The sequence below is a fragment of the Flavobacterium sp. genome, from assembly GCF_043773265.1.
GTDB lineage: Bacteria > Bacteroidota > Bacteroidia > Flavobacteriales > Flavobacteriaceae > Flavobacterium.
Window position 1 is genome coordinate 1 of the sequence record NZ_JAYVFH010000129.1, and the last position, 15,249, is coordinate 15,249.

Genomic DNA, 15,249 nt, shown 5'->3' on the forward strand with positions numbered 1-15,249 from the left:
TGTTTGGCAACATTTTTGTACTATAGTTGCACACAGGAGAAAGAATACATAAATGAAAAAAATCGAATTAATTTTGATTTAAAAGAAAAATCATTGAAATAAGCACTCGAAATGCCAATTTTTAGTACTGCTTACAGTAAGTTGACTAAGAAAAAATTTAGTTCAACCACTTCTGAAACTGCAAGAACTGCACTTGAAGACCAATTTGGGTTTACTATTGTACCAGATGTTCCTGTAAAAATTATTTCAAAACCAGACGGAACAGTATTTTTCACTTTGTTAATAGAAAGAGAAGTAAAAGAGGAGTTGAAATTTGAAAATTTAATGATAAGAGTTAAAAATGGTGAAACAACTGCTGCAATAATTAAATATTTGATGAATGAAAAAGCAGTAAAGATTGAAGAGCATAATTCTTATAAAATGACTATTAATGAAAAAGAGTTTACTGATTTGAATATTGATGGTAGAACTTTTTTTGTTGGTAATTGTGTTGATACAGCAACATTATATTGCAATGACACATCAGATGGTTCACCTCCAAATCATCATGCATCTTCTTTCTGTATAACCCATAGTAATAATTTATTTGTAGTTTGGAGTACAACTTGTGGTGGTGGAAATAGTGACCCAGGTAATATTTCAATTGGAAATACAAGTGGTGGTGGCTTAAACCCACCAACTGGTTCTGGAAATACAAATGGTGGTGGCGGTTTTCCTGACGATGCTGTAAATATTATTTCATTGCCTTGTCATACAGGAAATTGTATGGAAGTCAATGACGATCCATGTGATGATTTGGCAAACCATGTTGATCCAGCTAAAGGTAATATAAAACCAAGTATAGATTGGTTAAAAGATAACTTAAATAATTCATTCTTAAATAAATTTGAATTCGGAGTTAATTTTATGAAATTTCAAAACCCTGATGAAACATATTATTATACAAATGAATTGGTTTCTGATTTAAATCATGGGTCAGTACAATTAAATTCTTCAAGTAAAGGAGTTGGTGGTGGTCACAATCATCCAATAACTGGTGATTCAATGTTTTCATTTGGGGATTTTGAATTAATACTGGACATGTTTGAAACTGCTTGGGTTTCTAGAAAATCAGAAGTGGTGTTAATATTAGTATGTAGAGATCCTAATCCAGTTTTAGCAGCATTAGGAGTTGTCAATACTTATGCTCTAAAAGTTAATGATATTGTAAAATTAAAAGCAGCAATACTTAGTAAAAAAAATAGTGATAAATTTATTGGTTTTACTGATGAAAAAGAAAAAGACAGAGCAATTAACGATGAAATGGCTAAAATATATGGTACAAGTGTAAATAAAGAAAAACTTTTTTTACAATATTTTGGTAACTATGGTTTAGATCTTTATAAAGCAAATGATGCATTGACAAATTGGAATAAACTAGATCTAGAAACAAATTCAGGATCATTAATTGTTAAACAAACACCATGTATAAATTAAAAAAAATATGAAAAAAATAAACATAATATTAGTTTTTTTATTGTCGCTGAGTTGTTACAGTCAAACAATTTCAATTGAGCAAATAATAGATATTGAAGATAGTGGAGGACAAGAAATTCAAGGAGCATACTACAAAGATGTAAATAATTTATTAGACCCTTTTATAGGAACCTATATTTTTAATAATGGAGATAAATATTTTAAAATTGTACTAGAAAAAAGAATTCATTCTAGTTTAAATGGATTTTGCTATTCGGACACTATGATTGCAGAGTATCAATATATTGTAAATGGTATTGAAAAAACAAATACCTTAAATAAACTTACAATCAATTATTCTGATGCAAGATTTCATACTATTGATGGTGATTTATTATATACTGGTAAAGTTAATGGCTGTTATGATTGTGATGTAACCGAAAAAAGACTAAGAATGGGAATTTTTGATAACTATTCAAAAGCTGGTGGTGATATAATAATTAGAAGAATTATAGTTGGTGGTCAACCAGCAATAGAATTAAATCTTAATTGGAATACTAGAATTCATAGAGAAGGAACTCCTTTGCCGTTACAACCTGAATTAAAAGGTGGAGATTATATTATGATAAAAGAATAAAAAAAGATGATTGAATATTTTCAAAAAAACTGCCTTTATTGAGGCAGTTTTTTTAAATTTGATTGATAGAAAAATAATTATTATTATATATTTGATAGAACTGAGTATGAATATTGTGAAAAAAATACTAATATTAGTTTTTTTATTGTCGCTGAGTTGCTACAGTCAAACAATTTCAATTGAACAAATAATAGATATTGAAGACAATGATGGATATGAAACACCTAGTGCATATTATAAAGACACAAATAATTTATTTGATCCTTTTGTTGGAACTTATATTTATAATATTGGTGATAAATACTTAAAAATAGTATTAGAAAAAAAAATACATTCTAGTTTAAATGGATATTGTTATTCTGACACTATGATTGCTGAATATCAATATATTGTAAATGGTATTAAAAAAACCAATACCTTAAACAAACTCTCTATCAATTATTCTGATGCACGATTTCATACTATTGATGGTGTAATTATTTATACTGGAAAGGTTAATGGATGTTATGATTGTGATGTAGCCGAAAAAAGATTAAGAATGGGGATTTTTGATAGCTATTCAGAAGCTGGTGGTGATATAATAATTAGAAGAATTATAGTTGGTGGTCAACCAGCAATAGAACTAAGTCTTAATTGGAATACTAGAGGACATAGAGAAGGAACTCCTTTGCCGTTACAACCTGAATTAAAAGGTGGGAGTTATATTATGATAAAAGAATAAAAAAAGATGATTGAATATTTTCAAAAAAACTGCCTTTAATGAGGCAGTTTTTTTTATCAAAACTCAAACCGCAACTGAACCACAATCGTTTTTTTAATTTCAGTGTTCAAGTTGTTTAATGAAATCCCTAGAAGTCGTACCGAGTCTTTCATGCGTTCTTGATACAACAATTCTTTGGCGGTTTCAAATAGTAATCCTTTATCTGAAATAAAATAAGGCAAGGTTTTGCTTCGTGTTTGTGTGGTAAAATCACTGTATTTTATTTTGAGTGTGACTGTTTTACCAGAAATATTATATTTTTTCAATCGTTTTTCAAGTTCGGTAGCGATACCTTCTAATCGTTCTTGCATGAAAATTTCTGAGGTTAAATTTTCATTAAATGTATGTTCGGCAGCAACCGATTTAGAAATTCTATCTGGTTTTACTTCGCTAGTATGAATTCCGCGAACTGTGTTGTAATAAAAGCCGCCACTTTTTCCAAAATGTTGTTCTAGATATTCTTTGGTTTTTAATTTTAAATCTTTTCCTGTAAAAATGCCATGTTGGTACATTTTCTCTGTGGTGACTTTTCCAATTCCATAAAACTTTTTAATGTCTAAATTTTCTAAAAAATCTTCAACTTCATCAGGATTTACAGTTTTTTGTCCGTTAGGTTTATTATAATCGCTTGCAATTTTAGCTACAAATTTATTTATAGAAATTCCTGCCGATGCAGTTAGTCCAACTTCATCAAAAATACGTTTTCTAATTTCTTGGGCGAGTAATGATGCGCTTGGGTTTCCTTTTTTGTTTTGAGTAACATCAAGATATGCTTCGTCTAGCGAAAGTGGTTCGACCAAATCGGTGTAGTCATGAAAAATTTTTCTGATTTTGGTTGATATTTCTTTATATCGGTCAAATCTTGGACGAACAAATAAGAGTTCTGGGCAATTGCGTTTGGCTTGAACACCACTCATGGCGCTTCGAACACCAAATTTTCGTGCTTCATAACTTGCTGCCGAAACTACACCACGAATTTCGCTTCCGCCAACAGCCAACGGTTTTCCTCTTAAACTTGGATTGTCCATTTGCTCTACCGAAGCATAAAAAGCATCCATATCTACATGTATAATTTTTCGGTATTTAATTTGGTCTGACACATTACAAATTTAGTTTTTTTTTGCACAGAGTTTCGCAGAGATTTCATAGAGATATTTTGGAAATTTTTTGCTTTATTATAAAGTGTTAATTTATAAATGAATATTTTGTTATTTTTGCACATAGTTTCACAGTGAATTCACAGAGATAAATAGAATCTAATATGATAGAAATTGAACGAAAATATTTAGTTACTTCTTTAGATTTTATTACTGATAGTTATACAAAAAATGACATTGCACAAGGTTATTTGAATTCTAATATTGAAAGAACAGTTAGGGTAAGAATTAAAGCCAATAAAGGTTTTATAACTATTAAAGGTGTTGGAAATGAAAGTGGAACATCACGATTTGAATGGGAAAAAGAAATTCCTGTGAATGAAGCCAAAGCGCTTTTAAAATTGTGTGAAAAAGGTGTAATTGAAAAAACGCGTTACGAGGTAAAATCGGGTAAACATATTATTGAAATCGATGTTTTTCACAATGAAAACAAAGGTTTAATTATTGCCGAAATTGAACTTGAAAATGAGAATGAAACCATATTAAAACCAACTTGGCTTGGTGAAGAAGTTACCAATGATAAACGGTTTTATAATTCTTATATAAGTAAAAATCCTTATAAATCTTGGTAATTATTTTTGAAGAATTTCTAAAGTAACAATTGCTTTTCCAGAGTTTTTATTGCCCGAAATTGTCATAAATGCTTTTTTAGATAAATCTATTTCTCTTCCTTTTACAAATGGTCCGCGATCTGTAATTTCAACAAAAACCACCTTTCCGTTGGCTTCGTTTGTTACTTTAACTTTAGTTCCAAAAGGTAATTTTTTGTGTGCAGCAGTAAGTTTATTCATGTCAAATATTTTTCCGCTGGCAGTTTTTTTTCCATGAAATCTATCGGCATAATATGAAGCGTGAGCACCTTTTTTAAAAGGTTTGAATTTACCTTTATATATAACAACAGAATCTGTTTTAATTTCGGTTACAACCGTTACTTTTTTTAAAGTATCTTGAATTTTCTTGGGTTCTTGCTTTTTAGAATTCTTTGTTTCAACGCTAAAACTACTAACAAAAAGCAGTATTGCTGTTAAAAGGAAAAATGTTATTATTGATTTTTGCATGATTTAAAATTGGTGCTTAAACTTATAAACAAAGATTATACCCATTATGAATTAATTTTTAGAAATCAATTTTAATTAAACTTTGATTTTTTATTTGAATTACAAAAAAGTCCAATTAAGAAATAATTTATTTTAACCACATCGACCAAGGAATTCTCACAAGAATTAGAACTAATCCGATAGCATAAAAAACAGAAATTGAACTAAATTTATTGGCATTAGTAACTCCTTTTTTATGTCTAGACCAACCAATTGTAATAAAAGCAATTGCAATAATATTAATAAGTGGATGTTCTAGTGATGTTAATCTTAATGCTGCATCTTTCATTTGACCAAAGCTTGCTTTTCCTAGAGGTGAAACAAAATATAAAATGAAACCAATTACTAATTGAATATGAATTGCAATTAATGCAAACAAGGAGATTTTTTTATCTTTTTGAAGGAATTCTTTATTAGATAACTGTCCAATTAAAGCATTTATTACTGCCATAACCAATAATAAAAGAGCCAAATAAGCCCAACCAGAATGAAGCTTTTGAATAAAATTATACATATAAAGTAGGTTTTTGTTTTAACAAATATAAAGAAAAAGAATAAAAAAACGGTTAACATTATTTAGAAAACCGTTTAAAAACTTATTTATTTTCAAAAAAATGTTTCAATAAAAAATTTGTAGAACTATCGTGATTTTTTATTTCTGCTGAATTTATTTCTTTTAAAATTGAGTTTGCCAATTGTTTTCCAAGCTCAACTCCCCATTGATCATAGCTAAAAATATTCCATATTATTCCTTGTACAAATATTTTATGTTCATACATTGCAATTAAAGACCCTAAACTTTGTGGCGTTAATTGATCAATTAATATAGTATTTGTTGGTTTGTTTCCTGCAAAAATTTTAAATGGTTTTAAGTAATTAGCTTTTTCTTTTTCAATGTTTTGGATATCGAATTCGGCTTGAACTTCTTCTGCACTTTTACCATTTAATAAAGCTTCTGTTTGAGCAAAAAAATTAGACATCAACTTATTATGATGGTCTTCATTTTTATACAATGGTTTTATAAATCCAATAAAATCAGTTGGAATTAATTTTGTTCCTTGATGAATCAATTGAAAAAAAGCATGTTGTGAGTTGGTTCCAGGTTCACCCCAAATTATGGTTCCTGTTTGGTAATTTACTAGTTTTCCGTCACGACCTACACTTTTTCCGTTGCTTTCCATAATTCCTTGTTGAAGATATGGCGCCAATTTTTGTAAATATTGAGTATATGGAATAATTGCTTCGCTTTCTGCTCCGAAAAAATTATTGTGCCAAATGCTAATTAAAGCCAGAATTACAGGAATGTTTTTACTGAAATCTTCTCCCGAGATTTCGGGATTAAAATGTTCGTCCATTTGATTTGCGCCAATCAATAATTTATTAAAATTATCAAATCCAACAGCCAAACTAATTGATAAACCAACTGCAGACCATAGCGAAAAACGACCACCAACCCAATCCCACATTGGAAAAATATTGGCTTCATCTATTCCAAAATGGGTAACATTTTTTATATTTGTTGAAACTGCAACAAAGTGTTTTGAAACATCATCTTGACTTGCCGATTGTAGAAACCAGCTTCTAATGGTTTCTGAATTGGTTAACGTTTCTTGAGTTGTAAATGTTTTAGATACAATAACAAAAAGAGTTGTTTCGGAATTTAATTTTTTAATAATTTCGTTTACATGATCACCATCAACATTAGAAACAAAGTGAACATTTAATTGATTTTTATAGTATTGAAGTGCTTCAACAACCATTGCTGGTCCTAAATCTGAACCTCCAATTCCAATATTTACAATGTCTGTAAACGATTTATTTGTATATCCTTTTCGTTCTCCAGAAATAATTTGATTAGAAAACTCTTTAATCTTGTTTTTTACTTCAAAAATTTCTGGTAGTATGTTTTTCCCTTCTACTAAAACAGTTTGATTTTCATTTGAGCGCAATGCGGTATGAAGTACAGCGCGGTTTTCTGTTTGATTTATTAAATCTCCATCAAAATATTTGGCAATTGATTCTTTTAAATTTACTTCTTCTGCAAGCTTTAAAAGTAATGCTATTGTTTCTTGATTGATATTATTTTTGGAGTAATCTACAAGAAAATCATTCCATTTTATATGAAATTTTTCGGCTCTCGAAGTATCGTTTTTGAACATTTCCTTTATAGAATTGTTCTGCATTGTTGAAAAGTGATTCTTTAAATCTTGCCAAGCAGAAGTACTTGTTGGATTTGTATTTTGTAGTGCCATTTTATATTTTTTGAATCACAAAATTAGATAAAAGAATGTAGATAAAACTATAGGTTAAGTATTTTTATGGTCATTTGCTTAATGCAAACGTTGTAGTTGTTGTAAAGTTTTTAAATTAATTATTTCTTAAATTTTAATTCGGCAACGCTATCAAGTTCTCGTTTTAATGGTCTGATTAGTTCTTTATATCTAGGTAGGTTTTGACTTTCCATTGGTTGCGAGTTTGGTAATTTCAATTTTAGCGCGTCAACTTCGGTTCCGTTTTTCCAGAAACGATAGCAAACGTGTGGTCCAGAAGCCAAACCTGTACTACCAACTTTGCCAATAATTTCTCCTTGTTTTACAGATTGTCCTCTTTTTACAAGAATTTTAGACATGTGAAGGTATTGTGTAGAATAGGTTTTGTCGTGTTTTACTTTTACAAAATTTCCGTTTCCGGCGGTATATCCAGCCATTTCTACAATTCCTGTTGCAGTTGTCATAATTGGCGTTCCTGTTGGTGCTGCATAATCAGTACCATTGTGAGGTTTCCATTTTAATTGTACTGGATGAAAACGGTTTTTATTAAACCTTGAAGTAATGTTAATAAATTTTAAAGGTGCTTTTAGAAAATAATTTTTCAATGCTTTTCCTTCTTCGTTATAATAATCTACTTTGCTGTTTGCATCTTGCTGAAACGGAAATGCATAAATTTTTTCGCCTTTGTATTCAAAAAAAGATGCTCTCAAGCTGTCAATTCCGTCATATAAAGTATCGTTTATATATCTTTCGGTAAAACTTAATGCAAATTTGTCGCCTTTTTTTAATTTGAAAAAATCTATTGACCAAGCATAGACTTTCATCAATTTTTTAGACAATGATGATTCTATATTTTGATCTCTAAGTGTTGCTGCTAATGAACCGCTTAATGTTCCTGCAATTGTTTTTACTTTAAAAGTTAATGGTCGCGATTTTTTAAATCCGATAATAGAATCGGTTAAATCTACTAAATAATATTCTAGCCGATTGGGTTGATATATTAAATATTGTAATTTGTTGTATTTATCTTTTGTTCGTAAAGCAACATAAGGTCGTTTAAATCTAACTTGAGTTGGAAAAGAGTCTTTTACAATTTTTATAATATTGGCAGCTTTTTTACCATTAAGGTTTTGCTTTTTTAGAATTCTTTCAAAAGTATCTTGGGCTTGAATTGTGTCGTAATGCACGTTGAAATCTTCATACTGAAATCCGAAATCTACAACAGGTTTATGAGGTTCAATATCTTCAATAATATATTCTTCTTGTTCTTTTTTACAAGAATTAAGTGAAAGTAAAACCAATAAAATAATTGCTATTTTTTTCAATATAGGTATTTTATTTTTTTAACAATCTTCTCCCCAATTTTTTAGTTCTTCTTCACTCCAAAGTTCAGGAAAAAAGATTCTTCTTTGGTATTTTGGGTGCATGTATTTTTTCCAATCGCTTCCGCCTGTTGCTTCTGCAATTCCGTGACCGCTTTCTATATATTTTTTAGCAGCATTAAGATGTCCCATAACCCAAGTTATGTTTACTGTTTTATCATAATGTCGCATAGCTGCAATTAAATCAGTATTTTGTTGATCACTCTCTGGTAATTGTTTGAATTTTTGCCAAATATTTGTGGTATTGTATTGTTCCATAAATCGAAGGAATTCTTCTTTATATTTCCTTTCAAACTCTAATAATAAGAACGATTTTTGTCCAGTTTTATAATCTTTTCCTGCTGCTTGCCAATAAAGATGTTCAAATGCATGAGAATATGGAGTATTTCTATCTATAGTTGCTCTAAACCGATAATCAATAAGGTTTATTAAATCTGTTGATGCGAATTCAATTAATCTGTATTGAGCGCTTTGAAAACCACTTGCTGGTGTTAATGTATTTCTAAATTTCATATATTGTTCTACTTCCATACCGTCACCCATAATGTCAAAGGAGGTTGTTAGCATGTCAAAATAACGAGAAATTCGCATTAACCTTTCGGTAAAAAATTTAGTTTCTGGTTTTTCAGAACTTGTTACTTGATTAATTTCCCATAAAATCATTTTAAACAATAATTCATTAACTTGATGGTACATTATAAAAACCATTTCGTCTGGCAAAGTTGTTCTTTGGGTTTGTAAATTTAAAAGTACATCTGTTTGAATATAATCCCAATAGGTAATTGGTTTAGACCAAATTAATCCTTCTAGATGGGTTTCTGTTTTTTGGTTAATTGCATCAAATTTTTGTTCTAATTTTTCAATTAATTTTTCGGTTTGTTGATTCATTTTTCTACTTTTATCGTGAAAGGATTGTTTAGTCCTTTAAAAGATTCTAAATCTGCTTTTATTGACCCAACAGCTAGACTTGCTTTGATTCTTAATGGTAATTTATTGTCGTCGTCTGATATCCATACTGTTAAACTTTCTTCTTCTTTAAAAACTCTACCCGATTGTACTAATGGTCTAAATATCATTGTTGGAACGGTTCCAAATTTAGTTTTTAAATCTTCACGTCCTATGAATTTTAATTTAAATTTTGTTGATTCGCCGTCAAAAAACATATCGATTGTAATAGATTCGCCTACTTTTAATTTGTCAACATTAGGATGATTTCTTAAATAATAAAATGTAGAAAGAATGTCTTGAATGTTTTCTGAAGTTGTATATGTTTTTTCAGTTTTATTTTTATAATCTTTTACTAAGATAGTGTTTTTATCTTGATTAAAAAATCCTTCTTGATTTTTAGTATATCCTCCTTCATCTACTTTTCTAACAAACTGAAATGGTTTGCCATTTTCTTTATCAAAATAGGATTCATAAACATCTTCAACTTTAAAAAACATTTTTGACATTCCTGTAGTGTATCCTCTACCGATAGCATGAAAAACTTTTTCATTGTTTTTTACTGCTTCTTTGACTTCTAGAGTTGCGTAACCGGCAGTAACAAAGCCATAATGAATTCTAAATTTGAACCATTCTCCAACATCGTAAGCATCTTCTTTTTGGGAATCAAAACTTACAATTAAAAAAAACAATGCTAAAACAATACTCTTTTTCATTTGAAATAATTTAATCTTTTTATGCTATAATACAATTTTTGTTCCAAATGTATTAAAACAAAAAAACTCCGTCAAGTAATGACGGAGTTTTTATGCTATTAACCAACCAAAAAACTATAAATTATGAAAAATTTATATAAAACTTGAAGGAAACCACTCCTTCTTGTTTTGATGGTGCAAATATAAGGTGGTTTTTGATTTATTTTTAATGAAAAATCAACTTTAACATTTTTTTGACAATAAAGCGATTACTACAACGATGTATTTTGTGATATTCACAATAATACTAACTTTTTTACTACAAAGTTCCTCGTTTTTGCTGTTCTCTTTCTATGGATTCAAAAAGTGCTTTAAAGTTTCCTGCTCCAAATCCTTTTGCTCCCATTCTTTGAATAATTTCAAAAAACAATGTTGGTCTGTCTTCAACTGGTTTTGTAAATATTTGTAATAAATAGCCATCTTCATCGGCATCGACCATTATGGCTAATTTTTCTATTGCATTTAAATCTTCGTGCATCATTTTCATGTGATCACCTAAACGTTCTGGAATTGCTTTGTAATATTCGTGTGGTGGCGCAGAAAGAAATTCTACTCCACGTTCTTTTAATTGAGATACTGTTGCAATTATATCATCTGTTGCAATTGCAATGTGTTGAACACCTGAACCTTCATAAAAATCTAAATATTCTTCAATTTGAGAACGCTTGTTGCCTTTTGCAGGTTCGTTTATCGGAAATTTTATTCTTCCGTTACCATTGCTCATTACTTTACTCATTAAAGCAGAGTATTCGGTGTGAATTTGTTTATCGTCGAAAGACAGAAAATTTACAAATCCCATAACCTCTTCATAAAATTTTACCCAAGTATTCATTTGGTTCCAACCAACATTTCCTACCATGTGGTCTATGTATTTAAAACCAACAGAAGTTGGGTTGTAATCTGATTTATGTTCTACATAACCGGGAAGAAAAGTTCCTTTGTAGTTTTTTCTTTCAACAAACATGTGAACTGTTTCTCCATAAGTATATATTCCGGCACGAATTACTTCTCCAAATTCATCTTTTTCAACAGTTGGTTCCAAATAAATTTTAGCACCACGACTAGTTGTTTCTTCAAAAGCAGATCGAGCATCTTCTACCCAAAGTGCAATTATTTTTACGCCATCGCCATGTTTTTTTACATGTTCGCCAATAACCGATTCGCTGTTTAAAGCAGTTGTTAGCACTAATCTAATTTTGTCTTGTTTTAACACATAACTTACAGAATCGCGTGAGCCAGTTTCTAGACCTTTGTATGCAAATGATTGAAAACCAAAAGCAGTTTTATAAAAATGCGCTGCTTGTTTGGCATTTCCAACATAGAATTCAACATAATCTGTACCTAAAAGCGGAAGAAAATCTTGTGCGCCTTCAAATATTTTTTCGAGTCCGTATTCAACTGATTTTATTTCGTTTGACATTATTTCTATTATTTTATTACTTCTGTTTTTATAGAATCTGTGTAATTTGTATCAATATATATTGAATCGTTTTCGATATATATTTCATCTTTACCACCATTTAACATTACAGAATCTGATGATTGTTCTCTAATTTCTTTTGATTGATTGTAAATGTCTTTAAATTTATCTGATAGATTTATTTGATAAAAAAACAAGGCAACCAATAACATTACAATATATAATGAACTTAAAACTGTACCGATAATACAAATTATCTTAGCTGCATATACATTTTTTCTGCTTTGAATAGAATAGTTTTCTGGATTTGCATCAAATTCGTTTAAACTTTTTATTGCCATTACTAACCCAATAATGCTGAGAATTAATGCTATTGCAACTACAAATCCGCAGCAACAACCGAATATCATTAGCACTAAACTCACAATTCCAAGTATTAAAGCTGTTGGATCAGCTGATAGTTTGTTGTAATTCATATTTGTTTTTTAATTATTATTCAAGCCAAGATTTATAATATTTTCCGTCGTCAATTCCCATTGCTTCTTCTGTAACCATTAATGGTTTAAAGGTATCAACCATAACTGCTAATTCTTGAGTTTCTGTGTGACCAATACTTCGTTCCATTGCTCCTGGCGCTGGACCATGAGGAATTCCTTTTGGATGTAAAGTAATGTGACCTTGTTCTATATTATTTCTTGACATAAAATCGCCATCTACATAATATAAAACCTCATCACTATCAATATTGCTATGATTGTATGGCGCAGGAATTGATTTGGGATGATAGTCGTATAGTCGTGGACAGAAAGAACAAACTACAAAAGTTGCTGTTTCAAATGTTTGATGAACTGGTGGCGGTTGATGAACTCTTCCTGTTATTGGTTCAAAATTGTGAATAGAAAATCCGTAAGGAAAATTATAACCATCCCAACCTACTACATCAAATGGATGTGTTGCATAAACCACTTCATGAATCATTCCTTCTTTTTTTATTTTAATAAGGAAATCGCCTTTTTCATCGTGGGTTTCTAATTCGGTTGGAAGTTTAAAATCTCTTTCGCAAAATGGTGAATGTTCAAGGTGTTGACCTGATTCGTTTTTATATCTTTTAGGAGTATAAAATGGAGCAAAACTTTCTACGTAAAACAATCTATTTTCTGATGTTTCAAATTGAATTTGATAAATCATTCCGCGAGGAATAATCAAGTAATCTCCATATTCAAAATGAATGTTACCCATCATTGTTCTTAATTTTCCTTTACCTTTATGGATGAAAATTAGTTCGTCGGCATCGGCATTTTTATAGAAATATTCTGTCAATGATTTTCTTGGTGCTGCAAGACCAATGGTGCAATCTTTATTGACCAACATTGCTTTTCTAGCTTGTAAAAAATCGTCTTCTGGTTTTAGTTCAAAACCTTTTAATAATAATGATTTGATGTTTTTTCCGATGGCAATTTTTGGCTCAACAGAATACGATTTTACAATTTCTTTAACCTGAGTTGGCCTATGAATATGATATAAAAGTGATGAGTGTCCGTGAAAACCTTCGGTTCCAAATAACTGTTCATAGTATAAACCTCCGTTTGGTTTTTCGAATTGAGTGTGTCGTTTTTGTGGAAAACTTCCTAGTTTGTGATATAACATTTTAATTTAAATAATTTACAAATTGGTTCATTATCAAATTCGCTTTAGCAAATATCGGAAAAAAAAATGAGGTGTTACTTTATAATGATAATTTATAAATAGCAAAAAGCATTACAATCTGAAAATTCATTTTGTAATGCTTTTTGGAATTAATTCTATAATTATTAATTATTTGTTTGGATTATTTAGTTTGCTATTGTTTTTACTATATACAAAATATATTATAAGCCCAATTATCAACCAAACGGCTAGTCTTAACCAGTTTGTCCATCCTAAACCATATATCATTGCTAGACAAACTATAACTCCTAATATTGGTACGAATGGTACGAATGGAGTTTTGAATTCGCGTTTCATGTCTGGGTTAGTTTTTCTTAATACAATTACAGAAATACATACTAAAATGAAAGCAAATAAAGTTCCTATACTCGTCATGTCTCCAACAATATCACCAGGAACAAAAGCTGCAAACAAGCCAACAATTACCATAATTGCAAGATTTGCTTTATATGGTGTTTTATATTTAGAATGTAAATCTCCGAATGCTTTTGGTAATAAACCATCTTTACCCATTGAATAAAAAACTCTTGATTGACCTAATAACATTACCAAGATTACTGAAGTAAATCCGAATAAAATAGCTACCGTTACAAATTTAGCCAGCCAATCATAACCTGGCATAGATGAAGAAATTGCATTAGCAACAGATGCTTCTTTTCCGCTTGTTCTAAAAAATTCTACCGATTCTAAACCTGTTAATACGTGAGCAAAAAGTATGTATAAAACAGTACAAATAGCAAGTGAACCAAGAATTCCAATTGGCATATCTCTTTTTGGGTTTTTAGTTTCTTGTGCTGCTGTACTTACTGCATCAAAACCAATGAAAGCAAAAAACACTGTTCCTGCAGCACCAAGAATTCCCATAATTCCTCCGAAACTATGACCAACATTATGTTCATCTGTAAAAATTGAAGCTGCTGGAATATATGGTTCATGATTTGAAGGATTAATAAAACCCCATCCAAAAACAATAATCATTACAACAATTGCTACTTTTATTATAACTATAATTCCGTTTACAAAAGCCGATTCTTGGGTTCCTTTTATTAAAAGTAAACTAATTACTGCTACTATAAACAATGCTGGCAAATTTATAATTCCTTGCTCTACAACTTGTTTTGTAACAGGGTCTAAAACTTGTTGAAAAGGTGAGTGTGATAATGAATACGGAATTGGACTTGTATGAAGCACATTGACCAGTAAATTATTTAGGTATTCACTCCAAGCTATTCCAACTGTTGCTGCTCCAACTGCATATTCTAGAATTAAATCCCAACCAATTATCCAAGCTAGCAATTCTCCCATTGTTGCATAAGTATAAGTATATGCGCTTCCAGAAATTGGAATTGAAGATGACAACTCTGCATAACATAATCCTGCTAAAGCACAACCAATTGCCGCAACAATAAATCCAATTGTAACTGATGGTCCAGCATTTTGAGCTGCTGCAGTTGCCGTTCTTACAAATAAACCTGCTCCAATAATTGCTCCAATACCAAGAGCAACAAGTGACCAAGCTGTTAATGTTCTTTTTAATCCTTTTTCGGATTCTGATGCTTCTGCAAGTAATAACGTTAATGGTTTTCTTTTCCAAATAGACATAATGTATCTTTTTTAGTTTGTTGTGTTCAAATATACTTTTTTTGTTTAATAATTTTACGAAA

General features: G+C 30.1%; 15 protein-coding genes. 4 read left to right on the forward strand and 11 right to left on the reverse strand.

Features of this window, described 5'->3' with window-relative positions; all coding sequences use genetic code 11:
• Window positions 1-111 precede the first annotated feature (111 nt).
• From ACH2BO_RS07035 to ACH2BO_RS07045, 3 genes are all read left to right on the forward strand, one after another.
• On the forward strand, window positions 112-1,476 hold the full coding sequence (locus tag ACH2BO_RS07035; RefSeq protein ID WP_395044044.1) for a hypothetical protein: 1,365 nt from the start codon (window positions 112-114) through the stop codon (window positions 1,474-1,476).
• Between the two features lie 7 nt (window positions 1,477-1,483).
• Window positions 1,484-2,092, forward strand: coding sequence for a DUF6705 family protein (locus ACH2BO_RS07040; protein ID WP_395044045.1), 609 nt, complete (start codon window positions 1,484-1,486; stop codon window positions 2,090-2,092).
• A 115-nt stretch (window positions 2,093-2,207) separates the two neighbouring features.
• Window positions 2,208-2,813, forward strand: a complete 606-nt coding sequence (locus tag ACH2BO_RS07045) for a DUF6705 family protein (protein ID WP_395044046.1) — start codon at window positions 2,208-2,210, stop codon at window positions 2,811-2,813.
• Between the two features lie 56 nt (window positions 2,814-2,869).
• Here the strand turns inward: ACH2BO_RS07045 and dinB are convergent, their stop codons facing one another.
• On the reverse strand, window positions 2,870-3,952 hold the full coding sequence (dinB, locus tag ACH2BO_RS07050) for a DNA polymerase IV (RefSeq protein ID WP_395044047.1): 1,083 nt from the start codon (window positions 3,950-3,952) through the stop codon (window positions 2,870-2,872).
• Between the two features lie 161 nt (window positions 3,953-4,113).
• On the opposite strand from dinB, the gene ACH2BO_RS07055 reads away from it, so the two are divergent.
• Window positions 4,114-4,581, forward strand: coding sequence for a CYTH domain-containing protein (locus ACH2BO_RS07055; RefSeq protein WP_395044048.1), 468 nt, complete (start codon window positions 4,114-4,116; stop codon window positions 4,579-4,581).
• On the opposite strand, the gene ACH2BO_RS07060 is transcribed toward ACH2BO_RS07055, so the two are convergent.
• The 10 genes from ACH2BO_RS07060 to ACH2BO_RS07105 form a co-directional block, all read right to left on the reverse strand.
• Window positions 4,582-5,067 (reverse strand): septal ring lytic transglycosylase RlpA family protein, encoded by a 486-nt coding sequence (locus tag ACH2BO_RS07060; protein ID WP_395044049.1) that lies wholly within the window; start codon window positions 5,065-5,067, stop codon window positions 4,582-4,584.
• 127 nt (window positions 5,068-5,194) lie between these two features.
• A complete protein-coding gene (locus ACH2BO_RS07065) occupies window positions 5,195-5,620 on the reverse strand; it encodes a hypothetical protein (protein WP_395044050.1) in 426 nt (141 codons plus the stop codon).
• An 82-nt stretch (window positions 5,621-5,702) separates the two neighbouring features.
• Window positions 5,703-7,358: a glucose-6-phosphate isomerase gene (gene pgi, locus ACH2BO_RS07070; RefSeq protein WP_395044051.1), complete on the reverse strand. Its 1,656-nt coding sequence runs from the start codon at window positions 7,356-7,358 to the stop codon at window positions 5,703-5,705.
• 119 nt (window positions 7,359-7,477) lie between these two features.
• Window positions 7,478-8,701 (reverse strand): peptidoglycan DD-metalloendopeptidase family protein, encoded by a 1,224-nt coding sequence (locus tag ACH2BO_RS07075; protein ID WP_395044052.1) that lies wholly within the window; start codon window positions 8,699-8,701, stop codon window positions 7,478-7,480.
• Between the two features lie 18 nt (window positions 8,702-8,719).
• Entirely contained in the window at window positions 8,720-9,646 is a 927-nt protein-coding gene (locus ACH2BO_RS07080) for a tryptophan 2,3-dioxygenase family protein (RefSeq protein WP_395044053.1), read from the reverse strand.
• Window positions 9,643-10,419 carry a DUF3108 domain-containing protein gene (locus tag ACH2BO_RS07085; RefSeq protein ID WP_395044054.1) on the reverse strand — a complete coding sequence of 259 codons (777 nt, stop codon included), beginning with the start codon at window positions 10,417-10,419 and terminating at the stop codon, window positions 9,643-9,645. The genes ACH2BO_RS07080 and ACH2BO_RS07085 overlap by 4 nt, the downstream gene beginning before the upstream one ends.
• A 298-nt stretch (window positions 10,420-10,717) precedes the next feature.
• Window positions 10,718-11,878, reverse strand: coding sequence for a 4-hydroxyphenylpyruvate dioxygenase (hppD, locus tag ACH2BO_RS07090; RefSeq protein WP_395044055.1), 1,161 nt, complete (start codon window positions 11,876-11,878; stop codon window positions 10,718-10,720).
• Between the two features lie 8 nt (window positions 11,879-11,886).
• Entirely contained in the window at window positions 11,887-12,354 is a 468-nt protein-coding gene (locus ACH2BO_RS07095) for a CCC motif membrane protein (protein ID WP_395044056.1), read from the reverse strand.
• Window positions 12,355-12,370: 16 nt separating this feature from the next.
• Complete coding sequence (locus ACH2BO_RS07100; protein ID WP_395044057.1) at window positions 12,371-13,525, reverse strand: homogentisate 1,2-dioxygenase; 1,155 nt, start codon at window positions 13,523-13,525, stop codon at window positions 12,371-12,373.
• A 168-nt stretch (window positions 13,526-13,693) separates the two neighbouring features.
• Window positions 13,694-15,187 (reverse strand): amino acid permease, encoded by a 1,494-nt coding sequence (locus ACH2BO_RS07105; protein ID WP_395044058.1) that lies wholly within the window; start codon window positions 15,185-15,187, stop codon window positions 13,694-13,696.
• Between the last annotated feature and the right edge of the window lie 62 nt (window positions 15,188-15,249).